Source organism: Nocardia thailandica NBRC 100428, assembly GCF_000308795.1.
In the GTDB taxonomy this organism is placed as follows: Bacteria; Actinomycetota; Actinomycetes; order Mycobacteriales; family Mycobacteriaceae; genus Nocardia; species Nocardia thailandica.
Genome location: NZ_BAGK01000055.1, coordinates 1 through 22,507, shown reverse-complemented (window position 1 = coordinate 22,507; position 22,507 = coordinate 1). Strand labels below are relative to the sequence as shown.

The following is a 22,507-nucleotide window of genomic DNA, read 5'->3' as shown; positions in this document are numbered from 1 at the left end:
CGGCTCGGCGGCCAGCACCGGACTGCCGGCGACGGCGTCCGGCTCGGCGGCCTGGGTCGCGGACCCGGCCGCCTCGGTGCCGGGGCGTGGCCGCCCTCGCCACACCAGCGCGCCGAGGGCGGCCAGGACCACGAGGTAGGTCAGGATGTAGGCGTTCATCAGGAGCTGGGCGCCGGGCCAGTACGGCGGCAGCAGGAAGGTGCCGACGCTGATCCAGGTGGGCGTGTACTGGTAGGGCCAGGCCGCGATGGCCAGGTAGAGGCCGGCGGCGGCCGCCCACCACCACGCGCTGCGCTGCGCCCGGTGCACCAGGTAGACCAGCAGCGGGATGAACCACACCCAGTGATGTCCCCAGGAGAACGGCGAGATCGCGCAGGCGGTGAGGCCCGCCAGCACGATCGCGAGCAGCTTCTCCCCGCGCCGGTACAGCGCCACCGACAGCCACAGGCCGGCGGCCAGGACGAGCCCGGCGACCAGCACCCACAGCCACATCGGCGCGGGCCCGCCCGCCAGGTGCGCGATGGTGCCGCGCAGCGACTGGTTGGACGGGTGCTCGTCCGGTGCGATGCGCCCGGACTGGAAGAAGATCGAGGTCCAGTACCGGCGCGAGTCGGCGGGCAGGATCAGCGCGGTGCCGACGACGGTGAGCACGAAGGTGCCCGCCGCGGTCGCCATGGCCCGCCATTGCCGCAGCGCGGCGTACTCGAGCACGAAGTACAGGGGCACGAGCTTGATACCCGCGGCGATCCCGACCCCGATCCCGCGCAGCCTGCTGCGCTCGGCGCGGGAGAAGTCCCACAGCACGAGCAGCATCAGCATGATGTTGATCTGCCCGAAATACAGTGTGGTGCGGACGGGTTCGAGGAACGCGCACGACAGCGTCAGCAGCGCGGCGCTCCCCACCACGGAGGCCGACAGCCGGTAGCCGAGCAGCCGCCAGCTCAGCAGGACCACCCCGAACAGCGCGGCCACGTTCAGGCCCATCCACACCGGGGTGAGCAGGCGCCACGGGATCAGCTGGGTCGGCAGGAAGGCCACGGCCGAGAACGGCGTGTAGGTGTAGAGCAGGCCGAGGAAGGTGGGCTCGTCGTAGAGCGACTGGTCGTGCAGGAGCCGGAACGCGCCGTCACGGTAGATGTGCGCGTCGAGGCCGCCGACCAGGATGCCCACCGTGTTCAGCCACGGATCGACCGTGACGAACAACAGCGTGACCGCCGTGACAGCGAGGAGGAACAGAAGAGCGAGAGTTGACTTCGACCTGTCCACAGCTGATCGCTATCGGCGGTCTCGGATCGTGAGCACGACGAAGAACCTACTCCGATCCTGTGTCGATTCACGAACTCCCGGCGTGTCGGCAGGCCGTGTCCTAGCTCGCGGTATGCAGGATCAGCATCGTGTGCGCCCCGTGGTGGAATTCGTAACCGGTGCGGCGCAGCGAAGACCGGATCCCGGTGTCCCGCAGGCGCGCGCGCAGCCCGTCGACCAGCTCGTCCAGCGCCGCGCCGGTGTAGTCGAGCAGCGGATACACCCGGACCTCCCGCGCCGAGACCCGCGCCAGTTCGGTGAGCGCGGCGAGGTGGAAGTCGGCGTCGAGCCGGTCGGCGTAGCTGAACAGCAGGTGCGAGCTCAGCACGAGGTCGAAGTCGTTGTCCGGGAACGGCAGCGCGGGCAGCGCGGCCGCGACGTAGCGGTGCGGGTTGCCGGTGACGTCGGCGGCGAAGCGGCCTGCGGCGGTGCGGCGGATCCGCGCGTGCCGGGCCCGGGAGCCGTACCAGTCCCAGCGGTAGCGGCCCGCGTGCGCGTATGCCCAGCTGTTGCCGCGGTCGGTTTCGGGGAGCGCGCGGGCCGCCAGTTCGGCGGGCGGTAGCGCGTAGATCGGGTCCGCGGCGGTGACCCGCGCGCCGGCCGCGCTGGCTTCGGCGGTGAAACTCGATGCGCCGCCGGGGCAGTCGAGGACCCGCCGCCCCGCCAGATCCCGCTCGCCCAGTTCGAAGATCGCCCGGTACTCGGCCAGTGACCGGGCGCTGATGATGTATTCCGTGAGGGTGCCGCCCCCGGAGGGTTCGATCATCCCCTCACGGTCTCACGAAAACCTTTCCCTCGGTATGTAATTCAGGCGTCGGTCAACCGGCGTAACGCCTTCGCCACGATCTCGGGGTCGGCGGTCTCCCAGTACGGGGGCAGGGTCGCCCGCAGGTAGCCGCCGTAGCGGGCGGTGGCCAGCCGCGAGTCGAGCACCGCGATCACGCCGCGGTCGTCGACGCTGCGCAGGAGCCGGCCGGTGCCCTGGGCGAGCAGCAGGGCGGCGTGGTTGGCGGCCACGGTCATGAACCCGTTGCCGCCCCGGGACTCCACCGCGCGCTGACGCGCGGTCAGCAGCGGGTCGTCCGGACGCGGGAAGGGGATGCGGTCCAGGATGACCAGGCTCAGCGACCGGCCGGGCACGTCGACGCCCTGCCACAGGGTCAGCGTGCCGAACAGCGAGGTCGCCTCGTCCTCGGCGAAGCGGCGCACCAGCGCGCCCATCGCGTCGTCGCCCTGGCAGAGCACGGGGGTGTCGAGCCGGTCGCGCAGGGCCTCGGTGGCCGCCTTGGCCGCGCGCATCGAGGAGAACAGCCCGAGGGTGCGGCCGCCCGCGGCCTTGATGAGCTGCTCTATCTCGTCCAGGTAGGCCGGGGCCAGCCCGTCGCGGCCGGGCGGCGGCAGGTGCTTGGCGACGTAGAGGATGCCCGACCGCGCGTGATCGAACGGGGAACCCACGTCGAGCGAGCTCCACCGGACCGTCTCCGTGTCCGACGGCGCCGCACCGCCGTTGGCCAGCGCCGGGTCGACCCTGCCCGCCGCCTGGGCGGGCAGGCCCCAGGTGACGGCGAGCCCGTCGAAGGAGCCGCCGATCTGCAGGGTGGCCGAGGTCAGGATGACCGTCGCCGTGCCGAACAGCCTGCTGCGCAGCAGCCCGCCGACCGACAGCGGCGCCATGCGCAACGTGCGGCGGGCGACCCCGCGCACCTCGTCGGCCGAGAGCCACACGACGTCGCGGCGGGCGGCGGGATCGGACTCCTCGAAGGTGGTCAGTACCCGCACGGCGGCGTCGTGCACCTCGTCGATGGCGGCGAGGGCCATGGTGCGGGCCGCGGCGTTCTCCGGGTCGCCCTGGGTATCGGCCTTGCCCTGCGGGGCGAGCGCGGTGCGCGCGTTCCAGGCGGCGTCGCGGATGAGCGCGAGGACCGGCGCCATGCCCGAGGGCAGCTGATCCCAGCGCGCGGCGGGCATCTCCTCCAGGGCCTGGTGCAGGCCCTCGGCGGCGGCTTCGAGGCGGTCGACCTCGCGCTCGTCGATGAGTTTGGCGCAGCGGCGGGCCGCCGCGCTGACCGCCGTGGCGCCGAGTTCGGCGGTGGCGACGCCGGTCACCCGGTCGACCAGTTCGTGCGCCTCGTCGACGACGACCACGTCGTGCTCGGGCAGCACCTGGATGCCGCTGATCGCGTCGATCGCCAGCAGCGCGTGGTTGGTCACCACCACGTCGGCCTGGGCGGATTCGGTGCGGGCCTTCTCCGCGAAGCAGTCCTGCCCGAACTGGCAGCGGGTCTTGCCGAGGCACTCGCGGGAGGACACCGAGACCTGCCGCCAGGCGCGGTCGGTGACGCCGGGGGTGACCTCGTCGCGGTCGCCGGTCTCGGTGTCGGAGGCCCATTCGTTGAGGCGCTGGACCTCGCGGCCGAGCCGGGAGATGGCGAACGCGTCGAACAGCTCGGCTTCGCCCGGCTCGTCGGGGATGGCGCTGTTGATCTTGTTCAGGCACAGGTAGTTGTTGCGGCCCTTGAGGATCGCGAACTGCGGGGTGCGGCCGAGCGGCTTCGCCAGCGCCTCGGCCAGCCGGGGCAGGTCACGGTCGACGAGCTGGCGCTGCAGCGCGATGGTCGCCGTGGACACCACGACCGTGCGGCCGGTGCGCACGGCGTGCCGCAGGCTCGGGACCAGATAGGCCAGCGACTTGCCGGTGCCGGTGCCCGCCTGGACGGCCAGGTGCTCCTTGGTGTCGATGGCGTGGTCGACCGCGGTGGCCATGGCGGTCTGGCCGGTGCGTTCCGTGCCTCCGAGGGCGTGCACGGCGGTGGCGAGCAGGTCGGAGACGGGCGGCAGTTCGGGCACCCGCCCACAGTACTGCGCCGGGCCGACAGGTCCGCGCGATCAGCCGTGCCGGACGAAATGGTCGAGATTGGCCCGGACGTAGTCGAGCACCCGCTCCTCGAAGTCCTCCGGTTCGTTGACGTCGTACAGCTCGTCGGTGTCGTCGCAGCGCGAGCCCGACGGGCGCCGGATCTGGTCCGGCGCGGACAGCACCGCCCGCTCGTCGTCGAAGAAACCGTCCAGGTCGGCGCCGTCGTCGCCGAGCACCTCGTAACCGGCGATGACCGCCGCGGCGGCCAGTTCGGGCATGCCCGCCGCGCGCAGACCGCGGGTGGCCCAGGGCAGTTCGCGGGGGTGCCTGCGCAGGTAGCGGCCGAAGCCGCCGTCGAGGACCTCGGCGCGCAGCGTAGTCAGGGCCAGCAGGTGGGCGAAGGCGGGCGGCAGGTCGGCGAACACCTGGTCCCCGGCCCCGCGCAGGTCGTCGGTGGCCGGGTTGGCCCAGAAGACCGTGTCCGCCGCCTCGCGCAAGGAGTCGGTGGTCGCCAGTGCCTGCGCCAGCTCGGCCCTGGCCGGCGCGGGAAAGCGATAGTCCATAGGCCGAGGGTAGTCCCGGCGTGGTCCCGCCGGAACCGCGGTTCAGGCGGGGACCGCCCCGACGAGCTCGACGCCTGCCGCGCGCAGCTCGTCCAGCGCCGCGGCGACCGAGGCGGGCGCGACGCCCGCGGTCAGGTCGAGCAGGACCCGGGTCGGGAATCCCGCCGCGCGGGCGTCGAGCGCGGTGGCCCGCACGCAGTGGTCGGTCGCGATGCCGACCACGTCGACGGAGTCCACGTCGCGGTCGCGTAGCCATTGGGCGAGCGTGGTGCCGTCGGCGGCCGCGCCCTCGAAACCCGAATAGGCGGCGGAGTATTCGCCCTTGGAGAAGATCTCCTGCACGGGACCGGTCTCGAACTCCGGATGGAACTCGGCGCCGACGGTGCCGACCCGGCAGTGCGGGGGCCACGAGTCGACGAAATCGGGCTCGGCGGAGAAATGGGCGCCCGGATCGATGTGGTGGTCGCGGGTCGCCACGACCACGTCGTAGCCCTCGGCCGCGACGAACGCGCTGATCCGCGCCGCCACCGCCGCGCCGCCCGCGACCGCGAGCGCGCCACCCTCGCAGAAGTCGTTCTGTACGTCGACCACGATCAAACCGCGCGTCATCACTCCGCCTCTCCCGTCAGTCCTCTGCGGTACTTCCCATTCTCCCCCGGTCTACCCGCAGGACCAGTCGAAGACGCCGGACTCCAGGTCGATCTGGGCGTTCCCGCCGCCGAAGTTCAGGCCGCTCATCTCCTCGATCTCGAGGTAGTACGGCGTCAGGCCCTCGGGCAGGGCCTGCACCGGGAAGGCGGTCCCGCCCAGGTGGGAGCGGCCGAAGAGCGGCTCGGCCCAGGGGTGCCAGCCCGCGTCGTCGGAGAGCGGATCCTGGTAGGCGGCGCCGGACTCGTACTCCACCGGGGGCAGGCCGACGTTGGGGTCGCCGACGCGTTCGGCGAGCCAGATGCCGACGACGGGGTGCACGTGGTCCCAGGCGTTGCAGCCCCCGTCGGTCGCGGCGGGCGAGCCGGGGACGCGGACGTCGGCGGGCGGGGCGACCGGCCCGCCCTCGAACTCGTCCTCGGTGAGCCAGATCAGCGCGAAGGCCCCGCCGATCTCGTCGTGCAGGAGCTGCGACTGCGGGTGGATCCGGGTGGCGACCAGGTCGCGGGCGACCGGGTCGTCGGAGGCGCTGTCCGGCTCGACGGGGTCCGTCGCGTCGGCGAACTGGCCCTCGCCCTGGAAGAAGGAGATCGCGACGAAGCCGGCGCGGCGGCGGTAGTCGGCGGGCAGGCGCAGCGTCAGCGCGTGCATCATGGGCAGGCCGGTGACCGGCCCGCGCGGCCAGGTGGCGGGATCGATCGCGGGTCCGTCGCTGCCGAGCCAGCCCGAGCGCACCGGCGCGTCGAGCGTGATCGGTTCACCGCCGGGCGTTTCGGCCAGCTTGTCCGCCGAGTCCCCGAATCCCAGGTCGTACGCCTTCATCGCGACTCTCCTCTCCTCGTCAGCGGCGCGCGTGCGCGCCGCCGACGAGGGTAATCGCTGTGACCGACGACGGCGCCCGCTCCGGCCGACGCCAGGCGACGAACGGATGACGAATGGGCGGCGCGGCGGCCGCACCCGGCCACCGCGCCGCCCGTCGTCACCGGACTACAGCGCCCACTTCAGGATGAGGGTCAGCACCGCGGCGGCCACCGCGACGGCGACCGCGCCCGCGCCCCAGACCACGCCGCGGCGCTCCCACGGCCGGCCCGCGTCCAGGGAGAACCGGCCCGCGCCGGTGAAGGCCAGCCCGGCGGCGGCGATGGCGAACAGCAGGGCCATCTCGTAGCCGGGGCCGGACGCGGTGCCGGAGAAGCCGTTGGCCCAGGTGGCGTTGATCGCGTTGATCATGGTGCCCAGGGTCAGCGCCGCGGCCAGCGGGGTGAACAGCCCGAGCAGCAACAGCAGGCCGCCGCCGAGCTCGGTCAGGCCGGCCAGCGTGCCGAACAGCTTGCCCGGGTTGTAGCCCATGGCCTCGAAGCCGGAGGTGGTGGCGTCCCAGCCCGCGCCGCCGAACCAGCCGAACAGTTTCTGCGAGCCGTGCACCGCCATGAGCGCGCCGAACCCGACGCGCAGGACGAGCAGTCCGATGTCGGTGGCGGTGGCCTGGTCCGCGGTGGGCGCGGCGGCGGTCGTGGTACCGGTACGAGCTTCGGTCGTGGTCATGGGTTTTCCTCATCCCTGCGATCGATAGTGCGTCCGACAATCGGACCTCGGTCCGTTTGTCTCGCTTCCGTCCAACCGAGGCGCCGTACCCACTATTTCAGCGCGGTCCGGGGGAATCTGTGACCTGCGCCACCCCGGACTCGCCACCCCGGACTATTCGGCCAGGAAGAAGAAGTAGCCGAGGAACAGGGCCATGAGGATCCACATCACCGGATGGACCTCGCGGAACCGGCCGCGCGCGGCCATCACCACCGGGTAGAAGATCATGCCCATCGCCAGTCCGTTGGCGATCGAGTAGGTCAGCGGCATCATCACGATCGTGAGGAACGCGGGCACCGAGTACTCGAGGTGGCTCCAGTCGATCTCGCCGAGCGCGCGCGACATCAGCACGCCGACCACGATGAGCGCGGGCGCGGTCACCTCGCTCGAGCCCGCGATGACCGAGAAGATCGGATAGCAGAACATCGCCACGACGAACCAGCCCGCCGTGGTCACCGCGGTCAGCCCGGTCCGGCCGCCCGCGGACACGCCCGCCGTCGACTCCACATAGGCCGTGGTGGTCGAGGTGCCGATGATCGCGCCCGCGGTGGTGCCCACCGAGTCGGCGGCCATGGCCTGGGCGGCGCGCGGCAGGGTGCCGTCCTTGTTGAGCAGGCCCGCCTGGTTGGCGACGCCGATCAGCGTGCCCGAGGCGTCGAAGAAGTCGACGAACAGCATGGTCAGCACGACGACGACCATCTGCCCGGTGAACGCGTCGGGCAGATGGATGATCGCCTGGCCGAAGGTCTGGTCGAGGCCCTTCGGCATCTCGGCGATGCCGTCGGGCAGGTCGACCAGGCCGGTCACGATGCCGAGCAGCGTGGTCAGCACGATGCCGTAGAGCACCGCGCCGTGCCAGCCGAGGACGAGGAAGACCACGGTCACGACCAGGCCGAACAGCGCGAGCATGGTGGTGCCGTGGGTGAAGTCGCCCAGCTTGACCAGCGTCGACTCGCTGGCCACCACGAACCCGGCGCTGCGCAGGCCGAGGAAGGCGACGAACAGGCCGATGCCCGCGCCCACGGCCAGCTTCATCTGCATGGGGATCGCGTTCAGGATCTTCTCGCGCACCTTGGTGACGGCGAGCACGAAGAAGATCACCCCGGACAGGAACGTCCCCGACAGCGCCTCCTGCCACGGGATGCCCATGCTGAGCACGACGGTGAACGCGAAGAAGGCGTTGAGGCCCATGCCCGGCGCGAGCGCGATCGGATACCGCGCCCACAGGCCCATCACCAGCGTGCCGAAGACCGCGGCCACCGCCGTCGCGGTGAACACCGCCTGCTGCGGAATGCCCTTGTCCCCCAGCGGACCCTGGTCGCCCAGGATCGACGGGTTCACCGCCAGGACGTAGGACATCGCCAGGAAGGTGATGGTGCCCGCCATGGCTTCGCGCCGGAAGGTCGACCCGGTCGAGGTGACACCGAAATAGGTGTCGAGGCGCTGTCGGGCGCGGGTGACTACGTCGCTGGCCATGACTCTCCAGTCGGGGAGGGGAAAGAACGGGGGATGCCAGGGAACGGTAGCCGAAAGTTCACTGAATCCCCGAACCCGACATCCGTCCCCGGCGGGCGGGGCTAGGCGCCCGCCACCGCCACGAAGCCCAGCTCCGCGTCCGAGGCCAGCAGCGGGTGATGCGGCAGGACCCGGACCGTGTACCCGACCGCGCCCGACAGCGGCACCGGCGTGCGCACCTCGAACACCTCGGCGCCCGGCTCGCCCTCGACGTGGGCCATCGGCACCGTCTCGGCGTCGGACAGGTCGTCGTCCGGGGAGACCCGGCCCAGGATCGCCTGCACCGCCACCTCGTCCGGGCGCAGCCCGCCCAGGTCGATGCGCGCGGTCAGCGCCAGTTCCGCCCCGATCACCGGGGTGTCGGGCAGGCCGGCGCTGTCGACCTGCACGATCTTCACCGACGGCCAGGCCGCCTCGACCCGGCGGCGGTACTCGGCGACCGCCCTCGCCCCGGCGTAGTCCTGGACGGACACGGTGCCGAAGGCCGCGGCGGCCGGGCCGTAGTACTGCTCGGCGTAGTCGCGGACCATGCGCGAGGCCAGCACCTTCGGGCTGGTGGTCTGCAGGGTGTGCCGCACCATCTCCACCCAGCGCACCGGCAGGCCCGCCGCGTCGCGGTCGTAGAAGCGCGGGGCGACCGTGCGCTCGAAGAGGTCGTAGAGCGCCGACGCCTCGAGATCGTCGCGGCGGTGCTCGTCGCGCACGCCGTCGGCGGTCGGGATGGCCCAGCCGTTCTCGCCGTCGAACATCTCGTCCCACCAGCCGTCCTTGATGGACAGGTTGAGGCCGCCGTTGAGCGCGGACTTCATGCCGGAGGTGCCGCACGCCTCGAGCGGCCGCAGCGGGTTGTTCAGCCACACATCGCAACCCCAGTACAGGTAGCGGGCCATGGACATGTCGTAGTCGGGCAGGAAGACGATGCGGTGGCGGACCGCGGGGTCGTCGGCGAAACGCACCACCTGCTGGATGAGCGCCTTGCCGCCGTCGTCGGCGGGGTGGCTCTTGCCCGCGACGACCAGCTGCACCGGCCGTTCGGGGTCGAGCAGCAGCGCGCGCAGCCGTTCCGGATCGCGCAGCATCAGGGTCAGCCGCTTGTAGGTCGGCACCCGGCGGGCGAACCCGACGGTCAGCACCCCGGGATCGAAGACCTCGTCCACCCAGCCCAGCTCGGCCTCGGCGGCGCCGCGCTGCCGCCAGGACACCCGCAGCCGGCGACGCACCTCCTCGATCAGGGTGGCGCGCAGGACATTACGGGTCGACCACAGCTGCCCCAGGTCGACGTCGCTGAGCTTCTCCCAGCCCCGCGCCTCCTCGACCAGTTCCGGCCCGACGAGTTCGCGGGCCTTGTCGAGCCATTCGCGCGCGGCCCAGGTGGGGGCGTGCACGCCGTTGGTCACCGAGCCGATCGGCACCTCGGCGGCGTCGAAGCCGGGCCACAGCCCGGCGAACATCTCCCGGCTGACCTCGCCGTGCAGCCGCGAGACGCCGTTGGCGCGCTGGGCCAGCCGCAGGCCCATGTGGGCCATGTTGAACACCGCCGGGTCGGCCTCGCGGCCGAAGGCCAGGATCCGCTCGACCGGCAGTCCCGGCAGCAGCGCGGATTCCGACTCGCCGTGCGCGCCGCCGAAGTAGCGGCGCACCAGCGGCATCGGGAAGCGGTCGATGCCCGCGGGGACCGGGGTGTGGGTGGTGAACACCGTGCCCGCGCGCACCGCGGCGAGGGCGGTGTCGACATCGAGCCCCTGCGCGACGTATTCGCGGATGCGTTCCACGCCGAGGAACCCGGCGTGCCCCTCGTTCATGTGGAAGACGTCCGGGTCGGGCAGGCCCTCGGCGCGGGTGTAGGCGCGCACCGCCCGCACCCCGCCGATACCCGCCAGGATCTCCTGCTTGATGCGGTGGTCCTGGTCGCCGCCGTAGAGCCGGTCGGTGACCGCGCGCAGTTCCGGGTCGTTCTCGGCGATGTCGGAGTCGAGCAGCAGCAGCGGCACGCGGCCGACCTGGGCGATCCACACCCGCGCGCGCAGCACCCGGCCCTCCGGCATGCCCACGTGGACGAGGACCGGGGAGCCCTCGCTGGTCAGCAGCCGCAGCGGCAGGCCCTGCGGGTCCAGCGACGGGTAGTGCTCGCGCTGCCATCCATCGGCCGACAGCGACTGCCGGAAGTAGCCCGAGCGGTAGAGCAGCCCGACGCCGATGAGCGGCAGCCCGAGATCCGAGGCCGCCTTGAGGTGGTCGCCCGCGAGGATGCCGAGGCCGCCCGAATAGTTGGGCAGCACCTCGGTGACGCCGAACTCCATGGAGAAGTAGGCGATCCCGGCGACGGCGGTGCCGGTCTGCTCCTGGAACCAGCGCGGCCGGGTCAGGTAGTCGCGCAGGCCCGCGGCGGCGGCCTCGACCCGCGCGACGTAGGCGTCGTCGGCGGCCAGCTCGTCGAGCCGGGCCGCGGGTACCTCGCCCAGCATGCGCACCGGGTCGTGGCCGACGGTCTGCCACAGCCCCGGGTCGAGTTCGGCGAACAGATCCTGCGTCGGCCCGTGCCAGGACCAGCGCAGATTCGTGGACAGCTCCCCCAGCGCAGCGAGCCGCTCGGGAAGATGGGCGCGGACGGTGAACCGACGAAGTGCCTTCACACCGGAACCATAACGCCGCGCCGGGCAATCCGTGGACCCGGAGCGTGGCGGCTGTCGGCATCGATACCCGCCGCACCGGGTCGACGGCTCGGCCTCGGCCTCGGGGCCGACGCGCGGTGCGTCAGTCCGCGAACCGCGCGGCGAACTCCGGGCTCGGCGGGATCTCGGTGATCACGTCGACCAGCACACCCGCGGGGTCGGCGACGATGAAGTGCCGCTGACCGAAGTCCTCGGAGCGGATCGCGAGTTCGGGGGTCAGCCCGCCGCGCACGACCAGCCGTTCCCATTCGGCGTCGACGTCGGCGACCTCGATGTTGAGCAGCAGGCCACGTACCGGCTCGCGGTAGCCCGGCGGCACCGTCGGGTGCGCCGGGTCGAGCAGGGCCAGCTCGTGGCCGGGCCCGCCGTCGTCACCCGGCCTGCGCAGGCTGATGTACCAGTCGGCCTCGAAGGTGATCTCGAAGCCGAACCAGCGGGTGTAGAAGTCCCGGCACGCGGCGAGGTCGGTGGTGCCCAGAACCGGGTAGAAGCTGCTGACGCGCACGGCATCCCCTTTTGTTGACGTACCGATGGTATGTGAACTCACCGTAGTTCGCGTACCATCGGTACGTCAACAGCGAGGGAGGACGACGATGCCCGGCACCAAGCGACAGCTCCAGCGCGCCGCGACCAGGGCCACCCTGATCCGCGAGGGCAGGCGCCTGTTCGCCGCGAAAGGGTATGGCGCGGTGGGCCTCTCGGAGATCGTCGCCGCAGCGGGGGTCACCAAGGGCGCGCTCTACCACCAGTTCGCGGGCAAGACCGAACTGTTCCGCGCCGTGCTCGACGAGGTACAGGCCGAGGTCGGCGACCGGGTCGCGGCGGCCGCCGACACCCACGCGGACCCCTGGGACCAGCTGCTCGCCGGGTGCGAGGCCTTCCTGCGCGCCTGCACCGCCCCCGACGTGCAGCGGATCATGCTCGTCGACGGTCCGGCGGTGCTCGGCTGGCACGACTGGCGGGCCATGGACGAGGCGAACTCCGCCCGCCACCTCGCCGAGGCCATCGACACCCTGGTCGCCGACGGCACGCTTCCCCCGCAGCCGGTCGCCCCGCTGGCCCACCTGCTCTCGGGGGCCATGAACGAGACCGCGCTCTGGCTGGCGGGCACCGGGGACCCCGAGGCCCTGCCCCAGGCGGTCGGCGCGCTGCGCCGCCTCCTCGCCGGGCTGCGCGCCCCCGGCTGACCCGCTCCGTCGCGCCGCGGGCGCGCACGGGCCCGACCCACTAAGTTGGTGCGGGTGACCGGCCGGATCGCTATCGATGACACTGCACCGTCCATCCCCGGCGGGCGGCCCGCCAAAGCCGCGGTCGGTGAGGTGTTCCCCGTTCGTGCCGTGGTGTGGCGCGAGGGGCACGACGCGGTCGCGGCGACCCTGGCGGTCCGCGCGCCGGGCTCCTCCCGGCTGACCCGGATCCGCATGACCCCCGAATTCGAACCCGACGTGTTCAACGCGGTGTTCACCCCGCACGTGGCCGGCCTGTGGACCTTCCGCATCGAAGGCTGGAGCGACCCGCTGGCCACCTGGCGTTCCGCCGTTGAGGCGAAACTCGCCGTCGGCCAGGGCCCCGAGGACCTCGCCAACGATCTCGAGATCGGCGCGCGCCTGTTCGACCGCGCCGCCCAGGCCGTCCCCAAGCGCCAGTTCGAGCGCCTGCGCGCCGCGGCCGCCGCACTGCGCGGCGACGCCCAGCTGCCCGCCCGGGTGGCGCCCGCCTTCTCCGCCGAGGTGGGCGAGATCCTGCGCGCGACCCCGCTGCGCGAACTCGTCACCCGCGGCCCGCAGCACCAGGTGCTCGTGGAACGCCGCCGCGCGCTCTACGGCTCGTGGTACGAGTTCTTCCCCCGCTCGACCGGCGGCCGCGACGACAACGGCCGGCCCGTGCACGGCACCTTCGCCACCGCCGCCGCGGCCCTGCCGCGCATCGCGGCCATGGGCTTCGACGTGGTCTACCTGCCGCCCGTCCACCCCATCGGCGAGATCAACCGCAAGGGCCGCAACAACGCGCTCACCGCCGAACCCGGCGACGTCGGCTCGCCCTGGGCGATCGGCTCGGCCGCGGGCGGGCACGACGCGATCCATCCCGCACTCGGCACCGAGGCCGACTTCGCCCGGTTCGTCGCCGCCGCACACGATCTCGGCCTCGAGGTCGCCCTCGACCTGGCCCTGCAGTGCGCGCCCGACCACCCGTGGGTGGCCGCGCACCCGGAGTGGTTCACCACCCTGCCCGACGGCACCATCGCCTACGCGGAGAACCCGCCGAAGAAGTACCAGGACATCTATCCGATCAACTTCGACCTCGACCCCGACGGCCTCTACGCCGAGATCCTGCGCGTGGTCAGGCACTGGATCGGCCTCGGCGTCACCATCTTCCGCGTCGACAACCCGCACACCAAGCCCGCCGACTTCTGGGAGTGGCTGATCGCCCAGGTCCGCCACACCGACCCGGACGTGATCTTCCTGTCCGAGGCGTTCACCCGGCCCGCCCGGCTCTACGGCCTCGCGCGGCGCGGATTCTCGCAGTCCTACACGTATTTCACGTGGCGGGTGCACAAGTGGGAACTCACCGAATTCGGCTACGAGCTGGCCGCCAAGGCCGACGAGGCCCGGCCCAACCTGTTCACCAACACCCCCGACATCCTCCACGAGAGCCTCCAGCACGGCGGCCCCGGTATGTTCGCGATCCGCGCCGTGCTCGCCGCAGGCCTCGGCCCCACCTGGGGCGTGTACTCCGGATTCGAGCTGTTCGAGCACGAGGCGGTGCGCCCCGGCAGCGAGGAATACCTGGACTCGGAGAAGTACGAGCTGCGCCCCCGCGACTTCGCGGGCGCGCTGGCCAGGGGCGAGTCCCTCGAACCGCTGCTGACCCGGCTCAACGAGATCCGCCGCAACCACCCGGCGCTGCAGCAGCTGCGCTGCATCCACTTCCACGACGTCGACAACGACGCGCTGCTGGCCTTCTCCAAGATCGATCCGGCCACCGGCGACGCGGTGCTGGTGATCGTCAACCTCAACCCGTTCGCCACCGAGTACGGCCACATCTCCCTCGATCTCCCCGCCATCGGCCGCGAATGGCACGACCACCCGGTGGTCACCGACGAGATCACCGGCGAGGAATACCACTGGGGTCAGCGCAACTTCGTCATGCTCGACCCCGCCCGCGCCCCCGCGCACGTGCTCGCCCTCCCGCCGGTGCCCGCCGACCGGCGCACCGAACTCGCGCACCGGCGGACGTTCCGGTGAAACGCCGCGACCTGATGCTGCTCGCCGCGGGCACGCATCCGGACCCGCACACGGTCCTCGGCGCGCACCCGCACCCCGGCGGGACCGCGGTCCGGGTGCTGCGCCCGCACGCCGAGACGGTGTTCGCGCTGGTCGGCGCCGCCGAACACCCCCTCGACCCGCTCGGGCACGGCGTCTTCGCCGCGGTGCTCCCCTACCCCGCCATCGACGACTACCGCATCCGGGCGCACTATCCCGGCGGCCCGACCACGGTGACCGCCGACGGCTACCGCTTCCTGCCCACCGTCGGCGAATTCGACCTGCACCTGATCGGCGAGGGCCGCCACGAACGGTTGTGGGAGGTGCTCGGCGCGCACCACCGCCGCTACACCACCCTCGACGGCGAGGTCGTCGGCACGTCCTTCGCGGTCTGGGCGCCGAACGCCCGCGGCGTCACGGTGCTCGGCGATTTCGATCACTGGGCGGGCACGCTGGCGCCGATGCGGTCGCTCGGCAGCTCCGGGGTCTGGGAGGTCTTCGTGCCCGGGGTCGGCCCCGGCACCCGGTACAAGTACCGGGTACACGGCGCCGACGGCCGCACCGTCGACCACGCCGACCCGTTCGCCTTCGCCACCGAGGTACCCCCCGCCGACGCCTCGGTGGTCACCCGCTCCGATCACCGCTGGACCGATCAGGACTGGCTCGACCGCCGCGCCGCCACCGACCCCGTCCGCAGCCCGATGAGCGTCTACGAGGTGCACCTCGGCTCGTGGCAGCCGGGACTCGGCTACCGCGAGCTGGCCACCCGGCTGGCCGACTACGTCGACGCGGCGGGCTTCACCCACGTCGAACTGCTGCCGGTGGCCGAGCACCCCTTCGGCGGGTCCTGGGGCTACCAGGTGACCTCCTACTACGCGCCGACCGCCCGCTTCGGCTCCCCCGACGACTTCCGCTGGTTCGTCGACCACCTGCACGGCCGCGGCATCGGCGTGCTGCTGGACTGGGTACCCGCCCACTTTCCCCGCGACGCGTGGGCGCTGGCCCGCTTCGACGGCACCCCCCTCTACGAACACGCCGACCCCCGCCGCGGCGAGCAACCCGACTGGGGCACCTACGTCTTCGACTTCGGCCGCAACGAGGTCCGCAACTTCCTGGTCGCCAACGCCCGCTACTGGATCGAGGAGTTCCATCTCGACGGCCTGCGCGTCGACGCCGTCGCCTCGATGCTCTACCTGGACTACTCCCGCCCCGAGGGCGGCTGGGAACCCAACGTCTACGGCGGCCGGGAGAACCTCGAGGCCGTCGACTTCCTGCAGGAACTCAACGACAGCGTGCACCGCGACCACCCCGGGGTGATCACGGTGGCCGAGGAGTCGACCACCTGGCCCGGCGTCACCCGCGCCACCGACGTCGGCGGGCTCGGGTTCACCATGAAGTGGAACATGGGCTGGATGCACGACACCCTCGGCTACCTGGGCCGCGACCCCATCCACCGGTCCTGGCACCACAACGAGATGACCTTCTCGCTGGTCTACGCCTGGAGCGAGAACTACGTGCTGCCGATCAGCCACGACGAGGTCGTGCACGGCAAGGGCACGCTGTGGACCCGGATGCCCGGTGACGACTTCGCCAGGGCGAGCGGCGTGCGCGCCCTGCTCGCCTACATGTGGTCACACCCCGGCAAGCAGCTGCTGTTCATGGGCCAGGAATTCGGGCAGCACCGCGAATGGGACCACGAACGCGGCGTCGACTGGCACGAGCTCGACAACCCCCTGCACCGCGGGATCGCGACACTGACCGCCGACCTCAACCGCGTCTATCGCGCGCATCCCGCGCTGTGGAGCCAGGACGCCACCCCCGGCGGCCACTCCTGGCTCGAGGCCGACGACAGCGCCAACAACGTGCTGGCCTTCCTGCGTCACGGCACCGACGGGTCGGTGGTCGCGTGCGTCTTCAACTTCTCCGGCTCGGTGCGCGAGAACTACCGCATCGGCCTGCCGCACGCGGGCGACTGGATCGAGATCCTCAACACCGACGCCCAGGAATTCGGTGGTTCGGGCATCGGCAACCTCGGCGTCGTCCGCGCCGGGGAACCCGGCCGGCACGGCCGGCCCGCCTCGGCCACCGTCACGCTCGCGCCGCACAGCGCGCTGTGGCTGGCGCCGCGCGGCTGACCCTCAGCGGGCCAGGTCGATCCGGATCGTCAGCAGGTCGGTGCCGACCGCGCGCACCGCGGCGCTGTTGGCGCGGGGCAGGGTGCGCAGCCGGGCCACCGGATCGTCGTCGCGCACCAGATGCGCGGTGCCCGAGTGCCAGTGCCCGCCCAGCCGGACCCGCACCCGGTTGTCGGCGAGGATGTTGCGCACGTACTGGGAGCGTTCCCCGAATTCCGACACGAGCCAGAACTGGTCGCCCTTGCGGCAGCCGCCGATCGGCGTGATCCGGGGTTCCCCGCTGACCCGCCCCGTGGTCTCCAGCAACTGCTGGGCGGGCAGCCTGCGCAGCAGCGGGTTACCGATCCGCCGCTGCAGGGTGGTCACCACCCGGTGCTGAACATCTTTCCTGGAAGCCATGTTCCGACGCTACCGCGCGCCCGCCGCCCGAACGACCGACCGGAGGAGGAGTTCGGGCGGGCGGACCGCCGGGGCTAGTACAGCGCGGTGGCGAGCTTGCGCCGCGCGGCGACCACCGTGGGATCGGCCTTGTCGTAGAGGTCGAACAGCTCGATCAGCCGGGTCCGCACCCGCGTCCGGTCGTCGCCCGCGGTCCGCTTGATCAGCGCGATCAGACGGTCGAAGGCGGCCCCGGGCTGCTGGCCGATGACCTCGACGTCGGCGGCGTCCAGCGCGGCGTCGATGTTCGTGGGATCGGCGTCGGCCGTGGCGATCGCCTCGGGGCCGAGTTCCTGGGCGCGGGTGAGGAAGCGCAGCTGGCGCAGGGCCGCCTTGGCCTCCTCGTTGGCGGGCTCGGCGGCGATGATCGCCTCGTAGGCGGCCTCGGCGCCAGCGATGTCGCCGCGCTCGAGCGCGTCCTCGGCGGCGACGAAGCGCGGGTCCTCCGGCGCCGGGGGCGCGTCCTCGTCACCCTCGAGCTTGCCCGCGGTGGCCTGCAGGACCGCGTCGAGCCACTGCCGGACCTGGTCCTCGGGCTGGGCGCCCTCGAAGTCGGCCAGCGGCTGGCCGCCCGCGACGGCGATGACGGTCGGGATGCCCTGCACGCGCAGTGCCTGCACGATGCGCATGTTGGGCTCGGCCTCGATGGCGGCCAGGTCCCAGCGACCGCCGTCGGCGGCCTGGAAACGTTCCAGGGTGCGCACCAGCTCGACGCTGCCCGGGCTGCGCTGCGAGTACAGCGCGACCACGACGGGCACCTGCGTCGAGCGGCGCAGCACCTTGGTCTCGAAGTCGGCCTCGGTCACCTGGAAGTCACCCGAGGCGGCGGCAGCTCCGCCCGGCGCGGCGGGCGGCTGCTTGAGCGCGGACAGATCCACCGCGCCGGACATTGCGGCGGCGACGGCGGGCGAAGGACGACGTGCAGCGGGTCGAGTCACGCCAACCAGTTTGTCACGAAGCCGCGACCGGCGACGCCGGGGAGCCCTCCGGCGCAGCGCTCAGCTCGCCCAGCTGACCGGTCCGCACCGCCCACCGCTCGAACCACACGGTGAAGAACGGGGGCAGGCTCGCGCCGAGAGCGAGGAGCAGCGTCCGGCGCGACCATTCGAGTTCGCGCGAGGCGACCAGGGTGACCAGCACGTACGCGACGAAGAAGAAGCCGTGGACAGGTCCGAAGATCTTCACGCCGTACACCCACTGTGGGTCGTCGAGCACGCCGACGAGGTCGAGCAGCCACGGAATCCACTTGAACGCCATTCCGATGATCAGCAGACCCCACGACACGGCCTCGGCGAACGCGAGCAGCCGGAATCGTTTCGCCGCGGTGCTCAGATCGAAGATTTCACCCATATGTCCCATTCTGCCCGAGGGACTACGACGTGACGTAGTGGACCCCCTCACACCCCGGACACGACCGAGGCCGCCTCCCACCAGGGAAGACGGCCTCGGTCGTGTCCGGAGCGCGTGGATCAGGCGGGCACGCGGATGATCAGGGCGTCGCCCTGACCGCCGCCGCCGCAGAGGGCGGCCGCGCCGATGCCGCCGCCGCGGCGCTTGAGCTCGAGCGCCAGGTGCAGCAGGATGCGCGCGCCCGACATGCCGAGCGGGTGGCCGATGGAGATGGCGCCGCCGTTGACGTTGACCTTCTCCGGGTCGAAGCCCAGCTTGCGGGTGGAGGCGACGCCGACCGCGGCGAAGGCCTCGTTGATCTCGAGCAGGTCCAGGTCGGACACCGCGATGCCCTCCTTGGCGCAGGCGGCCAGGATGGCGTTGGCGGGCTGGTCCTGCAGGGTCGAGTCCGGACCCGCGACCTGGCCCGCGGCGCCGATCTCGGCGATCCAGGTCAGGCCGAGCTCCTCGGCCTTGACCTTGCTCATCACCACGACCGCGGCGGCGCCGTCGGAGATCTGCGAGGCGGTGCCCGCGGTGACGGTGCCGTCCTTGCGGAAGGCCGGACGCAGCTTGCCCAGCGACTCGACGGTGGTGTCGGCGCGGATGCCCTCGTCCTCGGTCACCTGGATCGGGTCGCCCTTGCGCTGGGGCACGGCCACCGGGACGACCTCGTCGGCGAACAGGCCGTTCTTCCACGCGGCCGCGGCGCGCTGGTGCGAGGCGGCGGCGAAGGCGTCCTGGTCCTCGCGGCTGATCTTGTCGAGGTCGTTGCGCTCCTCGGTGAGCAGGCCCATGGCCTGGTCGGTGAGCACGTCGTGCAGGCCGTCGTAGGCCATGTGGTCGACCAGGGTGGTGTCGCCGTACTTGAAGCCCTCGCGGCTCTTGGGCAGCAGGTGCGGGGTCTGGCTCATCGACTCCATGCCGCCCGCGACCACGATCTCGTGCTCGCCGGCGCGGATCAGCTGGTCGGCCAGCGCGATGGCGTTGATACCCGACAGGCAGACCTTGTTGATCAGCACCGAGGGCACGTCCAGCGGGATGCCCGCCGCGACGGCGGCCTGACGGGCAGGCAGCTGCCCGGCGCCCGCCTGCAGCACGTGGCCCAGGATGACGTAGTCGACCTGCTCCGGGGCGACGCCGCCGCGCTCGAGCGCGGCCTTGATCGCCACACCGGCCAGATCGGAGGCCTTGAAGTCCTTCAGACCGCCCAGCAGCCTGCCGACCGGAGTGCGCGCACCGGAGACGATGACAGAAGTGGTCACGAAAGCCTCGCATTCATCGATTCGAACCTCGCCCCGGCGCACACGACGCGCGCCGCGACGTCAAGGGTTGCACTCAACGGTAACCGGTCGCGGTTACCCGCCGGTACGCAGGTCGGGATGCCGCGGACGCGTTCCACCGCCTACCGTCGAGTGGTGACCAACGCGAACTTCATCCCCGCCGACTACGTCATCGCCGTCGACCATGTCGGCATCGCGGTACCCGACCTCGACGCCGCCGTGGCCTGGTACGCGCAGAACCTGGGCATGGTCGAGACCCACCGCGAGGTGAACGAGGCCCAGGGCGTCGTCGAAGCCATGCTCTCCTGCCCCGCCGCCGCGGACCGGGCCACCGCGCTGCAGTTGCTGGCTCCCCTGGACGAGAATTCCACCATCGCCAAGTTCATCGACCGCAACGGTCCCGGGCTGCAGCAGCTGGCCTACCGGGTGACCGACATCGAGGCCGTCTCGGCGTTCCTGCGGGACCGTGGCCTGCGGTTGCTCTACGAAGCGCCTCGTCACGGCACCGCGGATTCGCGCATCAACTTCATCCACCCGAAGGATGCTGGCGGTGTGCTGGTGGAGCTGGTCGAGCCGAACCCGAATGCTACGCACTAGTAGGGGGATACGGTTGTGGAGTCTCGGCCGGATCACATTTGCGGTCGAGTCTCCACAAGCCCGCTACAGGCTGTATTTTGTGTCCCATGTCGTCACCTGAGTCCGATCGCAATCGCTTCGTTGCGCTGCCCTTCACCGTTGTGCGCAAGGGTTATGCGCAAGACGAGGTGCGTAACTACTTCGACCGTTTCGACGCGGAGTTGCGGGTAACCGCCACCGACCGCGACGCCGCCGCCGCCCAGGCCCGCAATCTCGCCAGCCAGCTCGAGGACGCGCGCGACGAAATCGATGAGCTGCGCAAGGAGGTCGACCGGCTCTCCGTGCCGCCGACCACCGCCGAAGGTATGTCCGACCGCATCTCGCGCATGCTGCGCCTTGCCTCGGACGAGGCGTCCGAGGTGCGCGCCCTCGCGCAGGCCGAGGCCGCCGAGATGGTCTCCATCGCCGAGCAGCAGGCCACCGAGATGCGGGGCAAGTACGAATCGCTGCTCGCCGAGACCAAGGAGAAGCGCGAGGCGCTCGAGATCGAGTTCGAGCAGACCCTCGCCAACGCGCGCACCAAGGCCGAGAAGATCATCGAGGCCGCCGAGGCCGACGCGCAGCGGCTGGCCAAGGAGGCCGACGCCAAGCGCAAGGCCACCCAGCAGGACTTCGAAGCCACCATGAACGACCGGCGCACCAAGCTGACCCGCGCCATGGAAGAGCTCGAGGCCACCAGCCGCGCCGAGGCCGCCCAGCGGATCAAGGACGCGACCGACGAGGCCAACCGCCTCATCACCTCGGCCACCCAGACCTCCGATCGCAAGATCGCCCACGCCAAGGAACTGGCCGAGGAGATGCGCGTGCTGCGCGGCCGCGTCCTTGCCCAGCTGCTCGGTATCCGCGGCCAGCTCGACTCGGTCCCGGCGATGCTCGCCGCGGTCAACCGGGAGAGCGAGCTGCTCGACGGCGCGCCGGAGCAGCGCAAGTCGATCGGTGGTGCCAACGCCAAGTCCGTCGCGGGCGGCCGCCAGAACAAGGCGATCGCCGACACCGCCGACGAGGACGTCGTCGAGGACGAGCGCGAGAGCGCCGACATCAGCAGCTGACGTCCGCCCCACGAGGAGACGACGACGCACGTTGACAGCGGCGGCCGCCAGGGACACCCGGGCGGCCGTTGCTGTTTCGTCGTGTCCGGGGTCAGGACGGTCAGGACCAGCGGCGGGTGATGCGCCGTGTGCGCCTGCCGTTCCAGCACCCCTGGTGCCAGTGCCTGCGGTCGTCCTCGCCGCCCTCGGCCGCCCAGGCCACGATGTGGGCCACCCCGGGCGGGATCTCGTGGTCGCAGCCAGGGCAGCGATAGGTCTTGACCGCCCTGGCGCCCGGCACGGTCCGCACGATGTAGGTCTCGTCGTCGTCCGGCCCGTGTTCGGTCCGGCCGTAGACGTCGCCGAGCGGCGCCGGGACGGAGGCGCCCCGGCGCGGCGCTGAGCGTGGTTTACGACGCGGCATGGATCGTCCCTCAGAAAAGCCGGAATTCGTTGCTCTCCGTGCCACGCAGCGCGTTGTAATCGAGCGTGAGGCAGCGGATACCCCGGTCCTCGGCGAGGGTACGCGCCTGCGGCTTGATCTGCTGGGCGGCGAAGACACCGGCCACGGGGGCCAGCAGCGGGTCGCGGTTGAGCAGTTCCAGGTACCGGGTCAGCTGCTCGACGCCGTCGATCTCGCCGCGCCGCTTGATCTCCACCGCGACGGTCGCGCCGTCGGCGTCGCGGCACAGCAGGTCGACCGGGCCGATGGCGGTCATGTACTCCCGCCGGACCAGCGTGTAGCCGGCGCCCAGCGTGGTCACGTGCTCGGCGAGCAGCTCCTGGAGATGTGCCTCGACGCCGTCCTTGACCAGCCCCGGGTCGACCCCGAGGTCGTGGGAGGAATCGTGCTCGATGTCCTCGACGGTGATGCGCAGCTCCTCGCCCGCCTTGTTGGTGACCACCCACAGGGCCTTCACCCCGTCCGGCAGCTCCTCCGCGGCGATGTCGCGCTCCTCCAGCCAACACGGCGGGCTCATCCAGTTCAGCGGCTTGTAGGAGCCACCGTCGGAATGCACGAGCACCGAGCCGTCGGCCTTGATCATCAGCAGCCGGCGGGCCATGGGCAGGTGGGCGGTCAGGCGACCGACGTAATCGACCTGGCAACGAGCAATGACGAGGCGCACCCCAGCACTGTAGGCGACCGTACGGCGATCACGAAACGAGCAGGCCGGTCCGGGAATTCGGCCC

The 22,507-nt window shown here is 71.7% G+C and carries 21 protein-coding genes; 5 read left to right on the top strand and 16 right to left on the bottom strand.

Going from position 1 to position 22,507, the window contains the following annotated elements; translation table 11 throughout:
* From ON36_RS05840 to ON36_RS05795, 10 genes are all read right to left on the bottom strand, one after another.
* Positions 1-1,266, bottom strand: a 1,266-nt coding sequence (locus tag ON36_RS05840; RefSeq protein ID WP_052313687.1) for a glycosyltransferase 87 family protein, incomplete at its 3' end; no start/stop codon positions are given.
* Positions 1,267-1,366: 100 nt separating this feature from the next.
* Positions 1,367-2,071 (bottom strand): methyltransferase domain-containing protein, encoded by a 705-nt coding sequence (locus tag ON36_RS05835; protein WP_043648608.1) that lies wholly within the window; start codon positions 2,069-2,071, stop codon positions 1,367-1,369.
* A 41-nt stretch (positions 2,072-2,112) separates the two neighbouring features.
* A complete protein-coding gene (locus ON36_RS05830) occupies positions 2,113-4,152 on the bottom strand; it encodes an ATP-dependent DNA helicase (RefSeq protein ID WP_043648607.1) in 2,040 nt (679 codons plus the stop codon).
* A 39-nt stretch (positions 4,153-4,191) separates the two neighbouring features.
* Positions 4,192-4,725 (bottom strand): DMP19 family protein, encoded by a 534-nt coding sequence (locus ON36_RS05825; protein WP_043648606.1) that lies wholly within the window; start codon positions 4,723-4,725, stop codon positions 4,192-4,194.
* 42 nt (positions 4,726-4,767) lie between these two features.
* A complete protein-coding gene (locus ON36_RS05820) occupies positions 4,768-5,334 on the bottom strand; it encodes an isochorismatase family protein (RefSeq protein WP_043648605.1) in 567 nt (188 codons plus the stop codon).
* A 51-nt stretch (positions 5,335-5,385) separates the two neighbouring features.
* On the bottom strand, positions 5,386-6,195 hold the full coding sequence (locus tag ON36_RS05815) for a hypothetical protein (RefSeq protein ID WP_043648603.1): 810 nt from the start codon (positions 6,193-6,195) through the stop codon (positions 5,386-5,388).
* A gap of 165 nt (positions 6,196-6,360) precedes the next feature.
* Positions 6,361-6,918: a DoxX family protein gene (locus tag ON36_RS05810; RefSeq protein WP_043648602.1), complete on the bottom strand. Its 558-nt coding sequence runs from the start codon at positions 6,916-6,918 to the stop codon at positions 6,361-6,363.
* Positions 6,919-7,071: 153 nt separating this feature from the next.
* Positions 7,072-8,433, bottom strand: a complete 1,362-nt coding sequence (locus tag ON36_RS05805) for an NCS2 family permease (RefSeq protein ID WP_043648598.1) — start codon at positions 8,431-8,433, stop codon at positions 7,072-7,074.
* 101 nt (positions 8,434-8,534) lie between these two features.
* Complete coding sequence (gene glgP, locus ON36_RS05800) at positions 8,535-11,105, bottom strand: alpha-glucan family phosphorylase (RefSeq protein ID WP_043648596.1); 2,571 nt, start codon at positions 11,103-11,105, stop codon at positions 8,535-8,537.
* Between the two features lie 121 nt (positions 11,106-11,226).
* Positions 11,227-11,649, bottom strand: a complete 423-nt coding sequence (locus ON36_RS05795) for a VOC family protein (RefSeq protein ID WP_043648594.1) — start codon at positions 11,647-11,649, stop codon at positions 11,227-11,229.
* Positions 11,650-11,737: 88 nt separating this feature from the next.
* Between ON36_RS05795 and ON36_RS05790 the strand changes: the two genes are divergently transcribed.
* The 3 genes from ON36_RS05790 to glgB are packed head-to-tail and all read left to right on the top strand — an operon-like array spanning position 11,738 to position 16,542.
* Positions 11,738-12,331, top strand: coding sequence for a TetR/AcrR family transcriptional regulator (locus ON36_RS05790; protein WP_043648591.1), 594 nt, complete (start codon positions 11,738-11,740; stop codon positions 12,329-12,331).
* A 54-nt stretch (positions 12,332-12,385) separates the two neighbouring features.
* Positions 12,386-14,389, top strand: a complete 2,004-nt coding sequence (locus ON36_RS05785; RefSeq protein WP_043648609.1) for an alpha-1,4-glucan--maltose-1-phosphate maltosyltransferase — start codon at positions 12,386-12,388, stop codon at positions 14,387-14,389.
* Between the two features lie 14 nt (positions 14,390-14,403).
* Entirely contained in the window at positions 14,404-16,542 is a 2,139-nt protein-coding gene (gene glgB / locus ON36_RS05780; RefSeq protein ID WP_052313688.1) for a 1,4-alpha-glucan branching protein GlgB, read from the top strand.
* Positions 16,543-16,545: 3 nt separating this feature from the next.
* Here the strand turns inward: glgB and ON36_RS05775 are convergent, their stop codons facing one another.
* From ON36_RS05775 to ON36_RS05760, 4 genes are all read right to left on the bottom strand, one after another.
* On the bottom strand, positions 16,546-16,941 hold the full coding sequence (locus ON36_RS05775) for a nitroreductase/quinone reductase family protein (protein WP_043648587.1): 396 nt from the start codon (positions 16,939-16,941) through the stop codon (positions 16,546-16,548).
* A gap of 74 nt (positions 16,942-17,015) precedes the next feature.
* A complete protein-coding gene (locus ON36_RS05770; protein ID WP_043648585.1) occupies positions 17,016-17,870 on the bottom strand; it encodes a tetratricopeptide repeat protein in 855 nt (284 codons plus the stop codon).
* A gap of 61 nt (positions 17,871-17,931) precedes the next feature.
* Positions 17,932-18,330, bottom strand: a complete 399-nt coding sequence (locus ON36_RS05765; protein WP_083884931.1) for a DUF3817 domain-containing protein — start codon at positions 18,328-18,330, stop codon at positions 17,932-17,934.
* A gap of 119 nt (positions 18,331-18,449) precedes the next feature.
* The gene (locus tag ON36_RS05760) at positions 18,450-19,634 is read right to left on the bottom strand and encodes an acetyl-CoA C-acetyltransferase (RefSeq protein ID WP_043648580.1); all 1,185 of its coding nucleotides are present in this window, start codon (positions 19,632-19,634) and stop codon (positions 18,450-18,452) included.
* A 153-nt stretch (positions 19,635-19,787) separates the two neighbouring features.
* Between ON36_RS05760 and mce the strand changes: the two genes are divergently transcribed.
* Both mce and ON36_RS05750 read left to right on the top strand, forming a co-directional pair.
* Entirely contained in the window at positions 19,788-20,249 is a 462-nt protein-coding gene (gene mce / locus ON36_RS05755; RefSeq protein WP_043648577.1) for a methylmalonyl-CoA epimerase, read from the top strand.
* A gap of 86 nt (positions 20,250-20,335) precedes the next feature.
* Positions 20,336-21,337, top strand: coding sequence for a coiled-coil domain-containing protein (locus ON36_RS05750; RefSeq protein ID WP_043648574.1), 1,002 nt, complete (start codon positions 20,336-20,338; stop codon positions 21,335-21,337).
* A gap of 100 nt (positions 21,338-21,437) precedes the next feature.
* Here the strand turns inward: ON36_RS05750 and ON36_RS05745 are convergent, their stop codons facing one another.
* Together ON36_RS05745 and nucS are read right to left on the bottom strand one after the other, a co-directional pair.
* The gene (locus ON36_RS05745) at positions 21,438-21,740 is read right to left on the bottom strand and encodes an Rv1322 family protein (protein ID WP_043648573.1); all 303 of its coding nucleotides are present in this window, start codon (positions 21,738-21,740) and stop codon (positions 21,438-21,440) included.
* Between the two features lie 10 nt (positions 21,741-21,750).
* A complete protein-coding gene (gene nucS / locus ON36_RS05740) occupies positions 21,751-22,443 on the bottom strand; it encodes an endonuclease NucS (protein ID WP_043648569.1) in 693 nt (230 codons plus the stop codon).
* Positions 22,444-22,507: the final 64 nt, after the last annotated feature.